General features: G+C 55.1%; 15 protein-coding genes. 9 read left to right on the top strand and 6 right to left on the bottom strand.

Annotation, left to right across the window (positions count from 1 at the left end; genetic code table 11):
* The first annotated feature begins 113 nt into the window (after positions 1–113).
* On the top strand, positions 114–695 hold the full coding sequence (tag, locus tag WB237_RS20645; protein WP_049006069.1) for a DNA-3-methyladenine glycosylase I: 582 nt from the start codon (positions 114–116) through the stop codon (positions 693–695).
* Positions 673–1119, top strand: coding sequence for an N-acetyltransferase (locus WB237_RS20640; protein WP_336215972.1), 447 nt, complete (start codon positions 673–675; stop codon positions 1117–1119). Before tag ends, WB237_RS20640 begins: the two co-directional genes overlap by 23 nt.
* Here the strand turns inward: WB237_RS20640 and WB237_RS20635 are convergent.
* Positions 1082–3361 (bottom strand): molybdopterin guanine dinucleotide-containing S/N-oxide reductase, encoded by a 2280-nt coding sequence (locus tag WB237_RS20635; RefSeq protein ID WP_336215993.1) that lies wholly within the window; start codon positions 3359–3361, stop codon positions 1082–1084. The genes WB237_RS20640 and WB237_RS20635 overlap by 38 nt on opposite strands.
* Positions 3362–3572: 211 nt before the next feature.
* Here WB237_RS20635 and WB237_RS20630 point away from each other — a divergent pair, with 211 nt between their 5' ends.
* The 6 genes from WB237_RS20630 (at position 3573) to ghrB (ending at position 9519) form a co-directional block, all read left to right on the top strand.
* Positions 3573–4235: an OmpA family lipoprotein gene (locus WB237_RS20630; protein ID WP_028018267.1), complete on the top strand. Its 663-nt coding sequence runs from the start codon at positions 3573–3575 to the stop codon at positions 4233–4235.
* Between the two features lie 109 nt (positions 4236–4344).
* A complete protein-coding gene (locus tag WB237_RS20625; RefSeq protein WP_208595182.1) occupies positions 4345–5361 on the top strand; it encodes a LacI family DNA-binding transcriptional regulator in 1017 nt (338 codons plus the stop codon).
* A 103-nt stretch (positions 5362–5464) separates the two neighbouring features.
* On the top strand, positions 5465–6214 hold the full coding sequence (locus WB237_RS20620; protein WP_236921393.1) for a sugar phosphate isomerase/epimerase family protein: 750 nt from the start codon (positions 5465–5467) through the stop codon (positions 6212–6214).
* 3 nt (positions 6215–6217) lie between these two features.
* The gene (locus WB237_RS20615) at positions 6218–7156 is read left to right on the top strand and encodes a sugar kinase (protein ID WP_128348611.1); all 939 of its coding nucleotides are present in this window, start codon (positions 6218–6220) and stop codon (positions 7154–7156) included.
* Positions 7157–7237: 81 nt separating this feature from the next.
* On the top strand, positions 7238–8518 hold the full coding sequence (locus tag WB237_RS20610; RefSeq protein WP_336215964.1) for an MFS transporter: 1281 nt from the start codon (positions 7238–7240) through the stop codon (positions 8516–8518).
* 26 nt (positions 8519–8544) lie between these two features.
* On the top strand, positions 8545–9519 hold the full coding sequence (ghrB, locus tag WB237_RS20605) for a glyoxylate/hydroxypyruvate reductase GhrB (RefSeq protein WP_336215962.1): 975 nt from the start codon (positions 8545–8547) through the stop codon (positions 9517–9519).
* Between the two features lie 59 nt (positions 9520–9578).
* Here ghrB and cspE read toward each other — a convergent pair whose 3' ends face one another.
* Both cspE and WB237_RS20595 read right to left on the bottom strand, forming a co-directional pair.
* A complete protein-coding gene (cspE, locus tag WB237_RS20600) occupies positions 9579–9791 on the bottom strand; it encodes a transcription antiterminator/RNA stability regulator CspE (protein ID WP_003860775.1) in 213 nt (70 codons plus the stop codon).
* Between the two features lie 247 nt (positions 9792–10038).
* Complete coding sequence (locus tag WB237_RS20595; RefSeq protein WP_114978921.1) at positions 10039–10749, bottom strand: DUF3053 domain-containing protein; 711 nt, start codon at positions 10747–10749, stop codon at positions 10039–10041.
* Between the two features lie 330 nt (positions 10750–11079).
* Between WB237_RS20595 and WB237_RS20590 the strand changes: the two genes are divergently transcribed.
* A complete protein-coding gene (locus WB237_RS20590) occupies positions 11080–11367 on the top strand; it encodes an HTH-type transcriptional regulator (protein ID WP_028018260.1) in 288 nt (95 codons plus the stop codon).
* Positions 11368–11405: 38 nt separating this feature from the next.
* On the opposite strand, the gene WB237_RS20585 is transcribed toward WB237_RS20590, so the two are convergent.
* The 3 genes from WB237_RS20585 to glyQ all read right to left on the bottom strand — a co-directional run bounded on the left by WB237_RS20585 (position 11406) and on the right by glyQ (position 16244).
* Positions 11406–13025, bottom strand: coding sequence for an ABC-F family ATP-binding cassette domain-containing protein (locus tag WB237_RS20585; protein ID WP_336215957.1), 1620 nt, complete (start codon positions 13023–13025; stop codon positions 11406–11408).
* 228 nt (positions 13026–13253) lie between these two features.
* Positions 13254–15323, bottom strand: a complete 2070-nt coding sequence (glyS, locus tag WB237_RS20580; protein WP_336215954.1) for a glycine--tRNA ligase subunit beta — start codon at positions 15321–15323, stop codon at positions 13254–13256.
* Positions 15324–15332: 9 nt separating this feature from the next.
* A complete protein-coding gene (glyQ, locus tag WB237_RS20575) occupies positions 15333–16244 on the bottom strand; it encodes a glycine--tRNA ligase subunit alpha (protein WP_003860141.1) in 912 nt (303 codons plus the stop codon).
* Between the last annotated feature and the right edge of the window lie 78 nt (positions 16245–16322).

Below are 16322 nucleotides of genomic sequence, written 5' to 3'. Positions count from 1 at the left end.
GGAAGAGCTTATAGAGCATATGGCCCTGTATTAACTATTGTCTTTATAGTAAACACGTCAAGCCAGTCTGGATGAAAATTTTGCGAAATCAGTATCATTAAGGGAGATGACAGATGGAACGTTGTGGTTGGGTAAGCCAGGATCAGCTTTATATCGACTATCACGACCAGGAATGGGGCGTGCCGGAGAAGGATGGTAAAAAACTCTTTGAGATGATCTGCCTTGAGGGCCAGCAGGCGGGGTTATCGTGGATTACGGTGCTCAAGAAACGCGAAAACTACCGCAATGCCTTCCACCAGTTTGATCCTGTCGCCGTCGCCGCCATGACCGATGAGGACGTCGAAAGACTGGTGCTGGATGCCGGCATCATCCGCCATCGCGGTAAAATTCAGGCCATCATCGGCAATGCACGCGCCTGGCTGGCGATGGAACAAAACGGCGAATCATTCTCAGACTTTGTCTGGTCGTTTGTGAATAACGCTCCGCAAATCACCCACGCCGCCACGCTGGCAGAGATCCCGGCATCGACGCCTGAATCAGATGCACTCTCTAAGGCCCTGAAAAAACGCGGTTTTAAATTTGTCGGCTCCACCATCTGCTACGCCTTTATGCAGGCCTGTGGCCTGGTCAACGACCACGTTACCGGCTGCTTCTGTCATCCGGGAGGCCATCATGATCCGCAAATGGCAAAATGAGAATACCGCGCCACTTCTGAGCCTATGGCTTGAAAGCACCACAGAAGCGCATCCGTTTATCGAGGCAAGTTACTGGAAAGAGAACGAGGCGATGGTGCGGGACGTTTACCTGCCTTCGGCTGAAACCTGGGTCTGGGAACAGGATGGCGAACCTTGCGGATTTATCAGCGTGATGCAGTCTAAGTTTGTCGGGGCACTGTTTGTCGCGCCGCCATACATCGGGAAAGGCATCGGGCAAGCGCTGCTGAACCATGTTCAACAGCGCTTCCCGTATTTAAGCCTGGAGGTGTACCAGAAAAATGTCCGGGCGGTGAATTTCTACCATGCTCAGGGCTTTCGCATTGAAGACAGCGCCTGGCAGGATGACACCCAACATCCGACCTGGATCATGAGCTGGCAGGCGGATCAAACGCCGTTAAGGTAAGCTCGGGTCCCTCATACTTTTCGACCCATGCCAGTGCCGTATTCCCTGCACAACCATTCCCCAGCTTCGAGCTGGGGAGATCTTTGGTCAGCACGTTGACCGCCCCGTTTTTACAGATACCGCCTTCGGCCGGCTCAAGATCTGGCCATGCCCCCTGGTGAATGCACAGCACACCCGGTTTAATCCCGTCACTCACCACTGCACCGGCCAGGACCTGTCCCCGCTGGTTCCAGACGCGCACCACGTCACCGTCTACAATCCCACGGGCTTTGGCATCGAGGATATTCAACGTGATCGGTTCTCGCCCGGCAACCGCATACTGTTCGCGCAGCGAGGTATAGTTAAGCTGGCTGTGCAGGCGGTGCGCTGGATGAGCAGACAACACCTGGAGCTGCTCCGGCTGGGCATTGCCGTGCCATTCGTCCGGCTCGAGCCACGTAGGGTGCGGCGGGCAGTCGGCATACCCAAAGCTGGCAATGCGCTCGCTGTAGATGACAATCTTTCCGCTCTCGGTTTTCAGCGGGTGGTTCTCCGGGTCGCGGCGGAAGTCCCCGAAACGGACAAACTGTGCGTTCTGTTCGCTCTCTGGCATCTCGAATATCTGGTTCGCTTCCCAGAATTCAGTAAACGGTGGGAGTGTCACACCCTGGGCGGCACCGCGCTGACTGGCTATCTGGTAGAACGTCTCAAGCCACTGCAGATCCGTTTTACCTTCGGTAAAACGCTCGCGGCCACCTGCTTCCCACAGCTCGCTCAGTTCAGCAAACACGTCAAAATCATCCCGCGCTTCATCGCGTGGGGCCACAACGCGCTTCATTGGGACCATATGCTGGTTGCTGTAGTCACCGGTCATGGTGAGATCGTTACGCTCAAACGAGGTTGTCGCTGGCAGCACGATGTCGGCATGCTTAGCCGAACCTGTCCAGAAGCACTCTGAGATCACCACCAGTTCCGGTTTCTGCCAGGCACGGATCAGGCGATTGGTATCCTGATGGTGCGTGAAGTTCGACCCGCCCGCCCACCAGACAAATTTAATATCCGGGAAGTGACGGTCCAGACCATTGTGCTGATAAAACCCACCCGGGTTTTCCAGGGCTTCAACAATACGCGCCACCGGGATTTTATCCACGGCATCCACGCCGCCCTGCACCGAGCCTTGCAGAGACGCCAGCACCGCCGCTTTACGCGTTGGGTTACCGCCGTTCGCAAAGTGATAGGAGAGACCAAAACCCCCGCCCGGCGTGCCGATCTGCCCAAGCATTGCGGCAAGCGTCACCAGCATCCAGTGTTTCTGCTCTCCAAACTGCTGGCGCTGCATTCCCCAGCCAGACATTAACATCGTGGTATTTTTATGGAACAACGCCGCCAGTTCGCGGATTTTATCCGCAGTAACGCCGCAAATATTTGCCGCCCACTCTGCCGTTTTCGCTACCCCATCGGATTGGCCCGTCAGGTAGTCGGCAAATTTATCGAAGCCAGTGGTACAACGCCTCAGGAATTCGCCATCGTGCCAGCCGTTTTCGACCAGCGTATGGGCGATACCCAGCATCATTGCCACGTCGGTGCCCATATGCGGGGCAATCCACTCGGCACTGTCACCGAAGAAATCCATGGTTTCAGAGCGCATCGGGTCAATACAGATGATGCGCTTACCGCTTTTGCGCAGCGCGTCGAAATACCCAATACCCTGTTCGTCGCTGGCATTCCAGGCAATTTTCAGCGTATTTAGGGGGTTAGCGCTCCACAGCACCACCACGTCGGTATGCTCCAGCACCAGCGGCCAGCTGGTCTGTTGCTGATAAACTTCGTTTCCCCCCACCACGTACGGCATGATCGCCTGCGCCGCACCGGTGGAATAGTCGCCAAGATGACCGGTATAGCCCCCCGCCAGGCTCATATAACGCTGCAGCAACGTCGAGGCCTTGTGTAACACACCGTTAGAACGCCAGCCGTAAGACCCGGCGAAAATGGACGACGGTCCCCAGGTATCACGGATGCGCTTATGCTGGGCGTGAATCAACGCCAGCGCCTCATCCCAGCTCACGCGAACAAACTCATCCTGACCACGGATTCCCTGCGGTTTTTCCGGCGAGGCCAGAAAACCTTTACGCACCATCGGCCAGCGCACGCGCGTTTTGCTATGCACCTGATCGCGAACGGCGGTCTGTAACGAGTTGGGATGTTGGGTTGGCAGTGCCCCGCGGGAGGACAGAACATTTTCGCCATCGGTTTCGACCAGCATCGGCCCCCAGTGGGCGGCGGTCAGAATGGTTTTCGTTGAGGTGCTCAAGCGTGCGCTCCTGGTTGCGTGCAGGTTTACCGCCTTCTGGTTGAGGCAGTTTATGGTTTGTCACAAATTTCAGAGTAATACCCGGAATTTTCTCCGTATCTGGACGTCATAATCAACTGCCACGCTCGCCGTGGCAAAGAATAAAAAGGATTAAGGAAAGAAGATGAAAAAACGCGTACTCGTTATTGCCGCTCTGGTGAGCGGTGCACTGGCTGTTTCTGGCTGCACAACTAACCCTTACACCGGTGAAAGCCAGGCGGGTAAATCCGGCATCGGCGCGGGTATCGGCTCGCTGGTAGGGGCTGGCGTTGGCGCCCTCTCCTCCTCCAAGAAAGACCGTGGTAAAGGCGCACTGATTGGTGCAGCGGCGGGGGCAGCATTGGGCGGTGGCGTCGGCTATTACATGGACGTGCAGGAAGCGAAACTGCGCGACAAAATGAAGGGAACCGGCGTGAGTGTGACGCGTAGTGGCGACAACATCATTCTGAACATGCCGAACAATGTTACCTTCGACAGCAGCAGCGCAACGCTGAAACCTGCGGGTGCGAACACCCTGACCGGTGTGGCGATGGTGCTGAAAGAGTATAACAAGACCGCTGTGAACGTGATTGGCTACACCGACAGCACCGGTAGCCAGGATCTGAACATGCGTCTGTCTCAACAGCGCGCCGATTCCGTGGCCAGTTCGCTGATCACTCAGGGCGTTGAAGCGAACCGCATCCGCACCAGCGGAATGGGTCCTGCCAACCCTATCGCCAGCAACAGCACGGCGGAAGGCAAAGCGCAAAACCGCCGCGTTGAGATTACGTTAAGCCCTGTGCAGTAATCGCATTTCCCCCTCTCCCCGTGGGAGAGGGTCGAAGTGAGGGCATGAACCACTTGCCATCGTTGATTTTCCCGCTAAGGTATTCTCACTAAATTCAGGGAAATCAGCGATGAGCAAACCAGCCCGGGCCACCATCAGCGACGTGGCGAAAGCCGCCAAAACCGGTAAAACCAGCATTTCGCGTTATCTCAACGGCGAAAAACACCTGTTGTCCGATGCGCTGCTGGCTCGTATTGAACAGGCCATTGCCGATCTCGACTACCGCCCCAGTATCATGGCACGCGGGCTCAAACGGGGACGTACCCGTCTTATCGGGCTTATCATCGCCGATATCACCAACCCTTACTCCGTAAACGTGCTGAGCGGTATTGAAGCCGCCTGTCGCGAGAAAGGTTTTACGCCACTGGTCTGTAACACCAACAACGAAGTCGACCAGGAGCTGCATTATCTCGATCTGCTGCGTAGCTACCAGGTGGAAGGGATTGTGGTTAACGCCGTGGGTATGCGTGAAGAAGGTCTAAACCGCCTTCAACAATCGTCCCTGCCTATGGTCCTGATTGACCGTAAAATTCCTGAATTCGCCTGCGATGTCGTCGGACTGGATAACACCCAGGCCGCCACTACCGCCACCGAGCATCTGATCGAACAGGGTTTCGAAGCCATTCTATTTCTGAGTGAACCACTGGGGATGGTTAACACGCGTCGCGAGCGTTTGAGCGCATTTCGCGCCACTTTGGAACGTTATCCCGGCGTGATCGCCGAAAATGCCGAAACCCCACTGCACGAAGCCGATCGACTCGACAACACCCTGCGTCAGTTCCACACCCGACATCGTGGGATGCGCAAAGCCGTCATTTCCGCCAACGGGGCACTGACGCTGCAAGTCGCCCGCTCGCTCAAGCGGATTGGCCTGCACTGGGGCAGCGATATTGGTCTGCTGGGGTTCGATGAACTGGAGTGGGCAGAACTGGCGGGCGTCGGTATCACCACCCTCAAACAACCCACCTGGCAGATTGGCTATGCTGCTGTAGAACAAGTGGTTCGTCGTATTGAAGGCACCAGTGATGCCGTACGCGAGCAGGTCTTCTCTGGCGAGCTGATCGTTCGCGGCTCCACCGCGCGTTAATTTTCCCTTGTGATACCGATCATAATTTCGACATCCTGAACTTTCCTTTGGAACCGGTTCCATCTAGCGTAATAACATTGATATGTTGCGATGGAGTCCGAAGATGGGCAGGAAAATCATGGTGGTCACCGCCGCGTACGGCGCGGAACAGGTGCGACAGGCAGGCGGTCAACGGGCAATGCTTCCCGTGATTGCGGGTGCAGGTGCCGACGGCGTGGAGATCCGCCGCGAGCTGTTCAACAGCGAAGAGTTACTGGCCCTGCCTGCGCTGGGTGAATCTATTGAACTGTTGGGCCTGCTGGCGTGTTATTCCGCCCCCGCCGCCCTGTTTATGCCCGACGGCACCCTAAACCCGGACCTGCCCCGCTATCTCTCCGAGGCCAGCACCCTGAATGCGCTGTGGCTGAAAGTTTCTCTCGGGTATTTCAGCGACACCCAGCCGCTTGAAGCCCTGCGGAACCTGCTGAATAAAAGCGGCATGGCGCTGGTGGTGGAAAACGATCAGACCGACTGCGGCCAGCTTGCACCAATGCAGCGCTTTAAAGCTGCCTGCCGGGAGATGGCACTTCCCGTGACACTGACCTTCGATATGGGTAACTGGCTATGGGTCGGCGACTCCCCTGAAGAAGCCGCCCGTCATCTGGCCCCTGCTGTGAGCTATATCCACGTTAAAGCCGCCGTTCCGCATAAGGATAATTTCCGCGCCGTGGCACCGGATCGTGCTGATGCGCGCTGGCTGGATCTGCTCTGCCAGCTGCCCGCCGATGCCCCGCGAGGTATCGAGTTTCCGCTGGAAGGGACGGATTTAACCGCCGTTACCCGCCATTACGTCAACCTGCTGCGCGAGGAGTAAACCATGCACAAGACGCTGGATGTCATTACGATCGGCGAGGCCATGGCGATGTTTGTCGCTACCGAAACCGGCGAGCTGAGCGCGGTAGAGCATTTCATCAAACGCGTGGCTGGCGCAGAGCTGAACGTCGCGACCGGCCTGGCGCGTCTCGGCCTGAACGTGGGCTGGGTCAGCCGCGTAGGGGACGATAGCTTTGGTCATTTCGTTCTCGACTCGTTGAAAAAAGAAGGGATTGATTCGGCAGGTGTGACGCTCGACGGACGCTTCGCGACCGGCTTTCAGCTTAAATCTAAGGTCGAAAATGGAACCGATCCCATTGTGGAGTATTTCCGTAAAGGGTCGGCGGCAAGCCATCTCTCAGTGGAAGATTACCACGCTGACTATTTTGCCTCTGCACGCCATCTGCACCTGAGTGGTGTGGCGGCAGCGCTCTCAGCCAGCTCATACGCATTGCTGGATCATGCAGCATCGACCATGAAGGCCCAGGGCAAAACGATATCTTTCGATCCTAACCTGCGGCCGGTGCTGTGGAAAAGTGAAGCGGAAATGGTGGAGAAACTTAACCATCTGGCATTCCAGGCGGACTGGGTTCTGCCGGGAGTGAAAGAGGGGATGATCCTCACCGGTGAAAGCACACCAGAAGGCATCGCCGACTTCTACCTGAATAAAGGCGTAAAAGCAGTGGTGTTGAAGACCGGTGCCGATGGCGCATGGTTTAAAACCGCCGAAGGTGAACAAGGCGCGGTCGCTGCGGTAAAAGTTGAAAACGTGGTCGACACCGTCGGCGCGGGCGATGGCTTTGCCGTGGGAGTCATTAGCGCTCTGCTGGAAGGTAAACCACTGCAGCAAGCCGTCGCGCGGGGCAACAGGATAGGTTCGCTGGCTATTCAGGTGCAAGGCGACAGTGAAGGATTACCAACCCGAGCAGAGCTTAACGAATAAACATACCTTCACCCAACAAAACAAACCACCGTGTACCCTACAGACAACGGCGGTAACAACCTCAACAACAGAGGCAAGCCTATGAACAGTTCAACCAATGCAGTAAAACGCTGGTGGTACATCATGCCAATCGTGTTTATCACGTACAGCCTGGCGTACCTTGATCGTGCCAACTTCAGTTTCGCGTCCGCGGCGGGGATCACCGAAGACCTCGGGATCACCAAAGGTATCTCCTCCCTGCTGGGTGCCCTTTTCTTCCTGGGTTATTTCTTCTTCCAGATCCCCGGCGCTATCTACGCCGAACGCCGCAGCGTGCGTAAGCTGATCTTTATCTGCCTGATCCTGTGGGGTGCCTGCGCGTCACTGACCGGCGTGGTGAACAATATTCCAGCCCTGGCCGCTATTCGCTTTATCCTCGGTGTCGTTGAGGCAGCCGTCATGCCAGCGATGCTGATCTACATCAGCAACTGGTTTACCAAATCAGAGCGCTCGCGGGCGAACACGTTCCTGATCCTCGGTAACCCGGTCACGGTACTGTGGATGTCGGTGGTTTCCGGTTACCTGATCCAATCCTTCGGCTGGCGTGAAATGTTTATCATCGAAGGGGTACCCGCGGTTATCTGGGCCTTCTGTTGGTGGGTGCTGGTGAAAGATAAACCTGCGCAGGCGAAATGGCTTTCCGAAGACGAAAAAGCGGCGCTGCAGGCACAGCTGGATAAAGAACAACAAGGTCTGAAGGCTGTACGTAACTATGGTGAAGCCTTCCGCTCCCGTAACGTGATCCTGCTTTGTGCACAGTATTTTACCTGGAGCATCGGCGTGTACGGTTTTGTGCTGTGGCTGCCGTCGATTATCCGCAGCGGAGGCGAGAACCTCGGCATGGTAGAAGTGGGCTGGCTCGCTTCTGTACCGTATCTGGCGGCGACCATTGCCATGATTATCGCCTCCTGGGCCTCGGACAAGCTGCAGAACCGCAAGCTGTTTGTCTGGCCACTGCTGCTGATCGCTGCCTTTGCTTTCATTGGCTCCTGGGCTGTAGGTGCGAATCACTTCTGGGCCTCTTACGCCCTGTTGGTCATTGCCGGTGCCGCCATGTACGCCCCGTACGGTCCGTTCTTTGCCATCATCCCGGAAATGCTACCGCGTAATGTGGCGGGTGGCGCAATGGCGCTGATTAACAGTATGGGCGCGCTGGGTTCGTTCTGCGGCTCCTGGTTTGTCGGATACCTGAACGGTGTCACCGGCAGTCCGTCAGCGTCGTACATCTTTATGGGGGTAGCGCTTTTCACCTCCGTGTGGCTTACTCTGATTGTTAAGCCTGCTAACAATCAACAACACCCCGTCGGCGCACGTCACGCCTGAATCCTTAAAAATCAACGGAGATTAGCATGAAGCCGTCCGTCATTTTGTATAAAGCCCTGCCGGAAGATCTGCAGAAACGTCTTGAAGAACACTTCACCGTCACGCAGGTGAAGAACCTGAGCCCGGAGACCGTGGCACAGCACGCCGAAGCGTTCGCCAGCGCTGAAGGTCTGCTGGGTTCAAGCGAAAAAGTGGATGTCACCCTGCTGGAAAAAATGCCGAAGCTTCGTGCTACCTCTACCGTTTCAGTGGGTTATGACAACTTCGATGTGGATGCCCTTAATGCCCGCAAGATCCTGCTGATGCACACGCCACATGCCCTGACGGAAACCGTGGCCGACACGCTGATGGCGCTGGTACTCACCACGGCCCGTCGCGTGGTGGAAGTGGCTGAACGCGTCAAAGCGGGCGAATGGACAAAGAGCATTGGTCCGGATTGGTTCGGTGTGGATGTTCACGGCAAAACGCTGGGCATTGTTGGCATGGGACGTATCGGGCTGGCATTGGCGCAGCGCGCACATTTTGGTTTTAACATGCCGATTCTGTATAACGCGCGCCGCCATCACAGTGAAGCTGAAGAGCGCTTTAACGCGCGCTATTGCGAGCTGGATATGCTGTTGCAGGAAGCCGATTATGTTTGCCTGATCCTGCCGCTGTCGGAAGAAACGCATCATCTGATTGGCAAAGAGGAATTCGCGAAAATGAAGAAATCAGCCATTTTCATCAACGCGGGTCGTGGCCCGGTGGTGGATGAGAAGGCGCTGATTGAAGCCCTGCAAAACGGCGAGATCCATGCCGCAGGTCTGGACGTATTTGAGCAGGAGCCGCTGCCGGTGGATTCTCCCCTGCTTTCGCTGCCTAACGTGGTTGCCCTGCCCCATATCGGCTCAGCCACTCATGAAACGCGCTACAATATGGCGGCCACGGCGGTAGATAACCTGATCGCCGCACTCAGAGGAAAAGTGGAGCTAAACTGCGTCAACCCGCAGATACAACAGTAGAAACGAAAAAAACCCGCCAGAAGGCGGGTTTTTAAATTCTTTGCTACTGGGTTGGAAGCTTACAGGCTTACAACGTTACCAGCTGCTGGGCCTTTAGCGCCGCTTTCGATGGTGAAGGAAACTTTCTGACCTTCGTCCAGAGATTTGTAGCCATCGTTCTGGATAGCAGAGAAGTGTACGAACACGTCTTTAGAGCCATCGTCAGGAGTGATGAAGCCGAAACCTTTATCAGCGTTGAACCATTTTACCAGACCAGTCATTTTAGCAGACATAGAAATTACCTTATTAACAAATATATTGTGCCTTCCGGCTTGATGGATTGCGTTACAGATTTTTAAGCGATGAAGGAAGGGTCACTACGAAGGGTATCTATGGATAACAATCTGGACTGCTTTACTAAACTGCTTTAGGTCTGTGTAACAAACCGACGCGAACAGTTATACCGATGTGCCAGAGGAATGACAAGCGTTATTTTAATCAGGAATAAAAAAACCCCGCCTGAAGCGGGGTTTTTTTAGTTTATTCTGTGGCGGTGACCGCTGCAGTCCACGCCTGACTAAAGGCCTGATGCTGGGAGGCCAGCGGCCCAATCAGCGTATTGTACTGACTTGCCTGCTGCGAGGTCGGGAACTGAATACCGTTGGCAACAAAGCTCACCTGAGTATCCTGCTGGGAGATGAAGTCACCCACCTGAACCAACTGCTGCGTGAAAATTTGTGCGGCCGGAATCAACGGCTGCAGCGCTTCAGAAGGTTTCGTCACCACTTTCTCATACACTTTGTCGAAGACAGGTTTGAGATCGTCGCCCTGCTTCAGCGCTGAACGTGACGCATCAGCCTGCATTTTCGCATTCTGCAGTTGCTGGCTCAGCACGCCGAGAGCACCGTTGGACTGGCGCAGCGGTTCACGCTGGGTCATATAATCCTGTGGCACGCGGATAGCGTTCACGCTATCCACCACCGGACGAATACCGGAATCCATCGCCTGGCTCACCTGCTGTGAATAGCCATAAAGAATGGCGTAATCGGACACGAAGGGGCCAAACTGTTTTTTCTGATCCGCAGTCAGCGTCGGCAACCGCTCACCGCTGCGCATCACTGTATTCTGCAGAAAATCGATAAACGCTTTGCGCTGATCGCCTTCTTTATCAAAACACCCACTCAGGCTAACAACCATCAACAACGCCGCAATAGGCGCAAACCAGCGAGAGCAGGACTTTCCTGTCGCCATTTTATTACTCCTTTCACCCAAAAAAGCGCACACCGGCACACGCGTGCCCGACGCTGACAAGGATAGTCCAGGTCAGCCTTGCAAGATACTCTTTTCAATCAAAACGGCTATTGCCGATTTATTTCTTACCCTTTACAAAAAATTCATGACGAAGCCGACATATGAGTAATCAGGTAATTAGCATAACTACCCATATCGCTGTTACGGGTAAAGCGATCTTTTCCGCACGATTAATCACAACCCTGACGATCCCTCGTTTGTATTAGGGACTATTCTTAATTGGCTCTCTGATGTTCTTGATCCCGATGTGTGATTTAAGAGGAGTTCTCAATGGAATATAAAGATCCTGAGTTTGAGCTGCTGAGCAGTCTGGAACAGATTATTTTTAAAGATGTACCGCAGACGATTACCCTGCAACAAAAGTCCAATCCCTTTACAGAATATGAGCAATTGCGCAAAGGGACAGGGCTGAAAACCGAAGAATTCGCCAGAGCAATGGGTGTCAGCGTGGCTATGGTTCAGGAGTGGGAGTCAAAACGTGAAAAACCCACACCAACCGAGCTAAAGCTGATGCGCCTGATTCAGGCCAGCCCTGCATTCAGCAAACAGATAGCGTAATAACGTTCGAATGCCCCCGCCTGTGCGGGGGCTTGTGTTTAAAGACTTTCACAGCGCCACCCCTCCTCTTCCCACGCCAGCTCATGCGTCAACATTAACCCTTTTAAAAATGCCTCATCGTGTGACACCACCAGCAGCGCACCGGGGAAACCAGCCAGTGCCGATTCAATCGCCTGGACTGATGCCAGATCCAGATGGTTGGTCGGTTCATCCAGCAGCAGGAGCTGCGTAGCCTCCGCGCGCCAAAGTACGCAGGCCAGGGCAGCCTTCAGACGCTCGCCGCCGCTCAACTCCACCAGCGGGAGCGTGACCTTGTCGGCCCCCAGTTGAAGCTGGGCTAAACGGGTTCGTATCACGCCCTCATCCAGCGGTGTATTCCCCAGATTGAGATGCGTCATGACCGACTGTGAAAGATCAAGCTGAGACAGATGCTGGTCGAGATAAGCACAGCTTACAGATACCTTACAGGCACCGGAACGAGGGGTATTCTCACCGAGGATCGCTTTCAACAATGTCGATTTTCCGCAGCCGTTCGGTCCCTTCAACGCCACGCGCATCGGCCCGGACATTCGCCAGTTGAGCGGCGGGATATTCACATGCGGCAACACCAGATCCTCCAGAACCAGCACCTGTTTCCCTTCGGGGATCTGACTTCCCGGCAAGGTAAACATCACCGGATTATCCGCTTCAACCCGCTCGCGAGCCTTGTTCACCGCGGCGTTCAGTGCTTCATTTTGATCGCTGTGCTGTTTTTTCCAGGAGCCGATCCGCTCCTTTGCCGCGCCTTTATATTTAACCCGCTCGAACGACGCGATATTCAGGGTATCGACGGTGCGCAATGTCTTTGCCGAACGCCGCTGGCTGTCGTCATGCTCTTTTTGCATTCGCGCTCGGGTGCGTTTTCGCTCCGTCGCCGCATGTTCCAGAGCCGCACGAGCCGCCTGCTGTTCGGAATCGCGCTGATGGGTATAGTCCGCGTAATTCCCGCCGTAGCTGCGCAGACCCGAGGCGCTCAGTTCAAGAATACGTGGCACCTTCTCCAGCAGTTCGCGATCGTGGGAGGCCACCAGCACACCACCCTGATAGCAGGCAAGCTGGTCGTAAAGCCACGTCCGGCCTTGTCGATCAAGATGGTTGGTGGGTTCGTCCAGCAACAGATAATCTGCTTGTGCTGTAAATGCGCCGCACAGCAGGGCGCGAATGCGCTCACCGCCGCTGAATTCGCTGGCTATTTTATCGGGGTCAAACGGTGGCAATTTCGCATGGATAAACGCCTCGCTCAGGCGTTCTGCTAAATCCCAGTTCCCGTCGAGCATTTCCAGATCTTCAGGCTGATAGTCCCCGCTGTCGATACGCGATCGCGCCGCGAAGATTGCCTCGTATCCGAGCAGCTCAGCCAGCGTAGTGTGCGGCAAAATATCCTGCTGTTGAGCCACATAGACGTGTGTTCCTGTACGTTCGATATGCCCGCTTGCGGGCTCATCAAGCCCTGCAAGCAAGCGCAGCAGACGCGTTTTACCGCTGCCGTTGCGGCCAACCAGTGCGCACAAAGACGGTTCCAGAGAAAAATTCAGCGGACCAAAAAGGATATCGCCCGTCGCAAATTGACAGGTGACCTGATGCAAAATAAAAGAAGGGGACTGCGCAAAATGAGCCATAAGCACTCCTGAATGAAATCAAAACATCCCCTGCCGACGCGGTGGCGTTTAGCAAGGATCGAAATTCATCAGTCGTGTTTGTTCATTTTTGGGGGGCGCTCCAGCGCGAGAAAGTTAACGAGATAAGGATAGCGGTAATGTGTTGACCATTTCAAGGTTAAATTTTCAACAACACACCATAAAAAAACCCGCCGAAGCGGGTTTTTAGCATTTGTAGCAACGGGCACATTACTGCAGCAGCGAAATATCCGCCACTCGCAGGAACAGCTCACGCAGTTTCTCGAGCATAGAGAGACGGTTAATACGCAGTTCTTTATCTTCTACGTTCACCATCACTTTTTCGAAGAAGGCGTCGATAACGTCACGCAGTTCCGCCAGTTCTACCAGCGCTTCCTGGTAGCGACCTTCAGCGAAGAACGGCTCGAGCTTGTCACGCAGCACTACAACCTGCATTGCCAGAGCGATCTCTTCCGGCTCTTTCAGGGTCGCGGCGTTCACGCGCTCGTTCAGGGTTTCATCAGACTTCGCCAGAATGTTGGATACACGCTTGTTGGCCGCAGCCAGGGCTGATGCCGCTTCCAGCGTACGGAAGTGGGACACCGCCTTCATACGTGCATCGAAATCGGCCGGACGGGTTGGACGACGCGCCAGTACCGCCTGAATGGTATCGACGGTGTAACCTTCGTCCTGATACCACGCGCGGAAACGACCGAGCATAAAGTCGATCACATCATCCACGACTTTCGCGTTGGTCAGCTTGTCGCCATACAGACGCACCGCTTCTTCAGTCAGGGTCTGCAGATCCAGGTTCAGGTTCTTCTCAACGATGATACGCAGTACGCCCAGTGCAGCACGACGCAGCGCGAACGGGTCTTTATCACCTTTCGGATGCTGACCAATGCCAAAGATACCCGCCAGAGTGTCCATCTTATCGGCAATCGCGACGGCGCAAGCTACCGGGTTAGACGGCAGTTCGTCGCCCGCAAAGCGCGGTTGATACTGCTCGTTCAGGGCAACTGCCACATCTTCCGCTTCGCCATCGTGACGCGCGTAGTGCATCCCCATCACACCCTGGGTGTCGGTAAATTCGAACACCATGTTGGTCATCAGGTCACACTTGGACAGCAGGCCAGCACGAGTGGCGTGGTTTACGTCCGCAGCAATTTCACGTGCGATCCAGCCAGAAAGCTCCGCGATACGGTCAGTTTTGTCACGCAGCGTACCCAACTGTTGCTGGAACAGCACGGTTTGCAGGCGCGGCAGGTTGTCTTCCAGACGCTTTTTACGGTCGGTGTTGAAGAAGAACTCCGCATCCGCCAGACGTGGACGAACCACTTTTTCGTTACCAGAGATAATCTGGATCGGATCTTTGGATTCGATATTGGCAACGAAGATGAAGTTTGGCAGCAGTTTGCCGTCGTTGGCATAAACCGGGAAGTACTTCTGGTCACCCTTCATGGTGTACACCAGTGCTTCAGCCGGAACAGCCAGGAATTTTTCTTCAAACTTCGCGGTCAGTACAACCGGCCATTCTACCAGTGAGGTCACTTCTTCCAGCAGACTGTCGCTCAGATCGGCATTACCGCCAATCTTGCGTGCCGCCTCTTCTGCGTCCGCTTTGATTTTTGCTTTACGCTGTTCGTAGTCAGCAATGACTTTACCGCGTTCCAGCAGGATCTCTGGGTACTGATCGGCGTTGTCGATGGTGAATTCAGGCTCGCCCATAAAGCGGTGGCCACGGATCACACGGTCGGACGCTACACCCAGAATGGTGGCAGGAATAACAGTATCGCCCAGCAGCAGGGTCACTGTGTGCACCGGACGCACGAAGTGTACGTCAGACGCGCCCCAGCGCATCAGCTTAGGAATTGGCAGCTTAGCCAGTGAGGTCGCGATCATGTCCGGCAGCAGCGCTTCCGCGCTTTCGCCTTTCACATGTGCACGGTACAGCAGCCACTCGCCTTTATCGGTGGTCAGACGCTCAGCCTGATCAACGGTAATACCGCAACCACGTGCCCAGCCTTCAGCCGCTTTACTCGGTTTACCTTCGGCGTCAAACGCCTGGGCAATTGCCGGGCCACGTTTTTCGACTTCGCGATCCGGCTGAGACGCCGCCAGATTTGCCACTTTCAGCGCCAGACGACGCGGTGCAGCAAACCATTCAATTTTACCGTGTGCCAGGCCAGCGTTATCCAGCTCGGCGGTCACGTTCGCAGCAAAAGATTCAGCCAGGCTGCGCAGGGCTTTTGGTGGCAGCTCTTCAGTGCCGATTTCCACCAGGAAAGTTTTCTCAGACATGGCCGCCTCTTATTTGTTTCGATTGCACATCGGGAAGCCAAGGGCTTCACGGGACGCATAGTAAGCTTCTGCAACGGCTTTGGTCAGGGTACGAATACGCAGAATGTAGCGCTGACGTTCAGTCACGGAGATGGCTTTGCGGGCGTCCAGCAGGTTGAAGCTGTGGGCGGCCTTCAGAATACGCTCGTAAGCAGGCAGCGGCAGCGGAGTCTCCAGCGCCAGCAACTGCTGCGCTTCTTTCTCGTACTGCTCGAAGCAGGTGAACAGGAAGTCCACGTCCGCGTATTCGAAGTTATAGGTGGATTGCTCCACTTCGTTCTGATGGAACACGTCGCCGTAGGTGGTTTTACCCAGCGGGCCGTCGCTCCAGACCAGGTCGTAAACGCTGTCTACGCCCTGAATATACATGGCCAGACGTTCCAGACCGTAAGTGATTTCACCGGTAATCGGTTTACATTCCAGACCACCAACCTGCTGGAAGTAAGTGAACTGGGTCACTTCCATGCCGTTCAGCCACACTTCCCAACCCAGACCCCAGGCACCCAGCGTTGGGTTTTCCCAGTTGTCTTCCACGAAACGAATGTCGTGAATGGTTGGATCCATACCCAGCTCTTTCAGTGACCCGAGGTACAGTTCCTGAATATTGTCTGGTGATGGCTTAATCACCACCTGGAACTGATAGTAATGCTGCAGACGGTTCGGGTTCTCACCGTAGCGACCATCGGTCGGACGACGGGAAGGCTGCACATACGCGGTCGCCATTGGCTCTGGCCCCAACGCGCGTAAGCTGGTCATCGGGTGTGAAGTGCCTGCGCCGACTTCCATGTCCAAAGGTTGAACAATGGTACAGCCCTGACGAGCCCAGTAATCCTGTAAGGTCAGGATCAGGCCCTGGAAGGTCTTGGTATCAAACTTTTGCATAGTATTTCGTGCTGGATACGTGTGGTTTTAAATGGAAGGGACCAGTATACCCGCTGGCTGCAAGATATACAGTATGAA

This window comes from Enterobacter sp. P82, assembly GCF_037053385.1.
GTDB lineage: Bacteria > Pseudomonadota > Gammaproteobacteria > Enterobacterales > Enterobacteriaceae > Enterobacter.
The sequence above is the reverse complement of the archived record's forward strand: the minus strand, read 5'-3'. Positions and strand labels throughout refer to the sequence as shown.

Coding starts and splice junctions, on each gene's coding strand:
- glyQ (WP_003860141.1), bottom strand. CDS start 16,244: ATGCAAAAGTTTGATACCAAGACCTTCCAGGGCCTGATCCTGACCTTA.
- tag (WP_049006069.1), top strand. CDS start 114: ATGGAACGTTGTGGTTGGGTAAGCCAGGATCAGCTTTATATCGACTAT.
- WB237_RS20595 (WP_114978921.1), bottom strand. CDS start 10,749: ATGGCGACAGGAAAGTCCTGCTCTCGCTGGTTTGCGCCTATTGCGGCG.
- WB237_RS20635 (WP_336215993.1), bottom strand. CDS start 3,361: ATGCTGGTCGAAACCGATGGCGAAAATGTTCTGTCCTCCCGCGGGGCA.
- glyS (WP_336215954.1), bottom strand. CDS start 15,323: ATGTCTGAGAAAACTTTCCTGGTGGAAATCGGCACTGAAGAGCTGCCA.
- WB237_RS20640 (WP_336215972.1), top strand. CDS start 673: ATGATCCGCAAATGGCAAAATGAGAATACCGCGCCACTTCTGAGCCTA.
- cspE (WP_003860775.1), bottom strand. CDS start 9,791: ATGTCTGCTAAAATGACTGGTCTGGTAAAATGGTTCAACGCTGATAAA.
- WB237_RS20585 (WP_336215957.1), bottom strand. CDS start 13,025: ATGGCTCATTTTGCGCAGTCCCCTTCTTTTATTTTGCATCAGGTCACC.
- WB237_RS20630 (WP_028018267.1), top strand. CDS start 3,573: ATGAAAAAACGCGTACTCGTTATTGCCGCTCTGGTGAGCGGTGCACTG.
- WB237_RS20625 (WP_208595182.1), top strand. CDS start 4,345: ATGAGCAAACCAGCCCGGGCCACCATCAGCGACGTGGCGAAAGCCGCC.
- WB237_RS20610 (WP_336215964.1), top strand. CDS start 7,238: ATGAACAGTTCAACCAATGCAGTAAAACGCTGGTGGTACATCATGCCA.
- WB237_RS20620 (WP_236921393.1), top strand. CDS start 5,465: ATGGGCAGGAAAATCATGGTGGTCACCGCCGCGTACGGCGCGGAACAG.
- WB237_RS20590 (WP_028018260.1), top strand. CDS start 11,080: ATGGAATATAAAGATCCTGAGTTTGAGCTGCTGAGCAGTCTGGAACAG.
- ghrB (WP_336215962.1), top strand. CDS start 8,545: ATGAAGCCGTCCGTCATTTTGTATAAAGCCCTGCCGGAAGATCTGCAG.
- WB237_RS20615 (WP_128348611.1), top strand. CDS start 6,218: ATGCACAAGACGCTGGATGTCATTACGATCGGCGAGGCCATGGCGATG.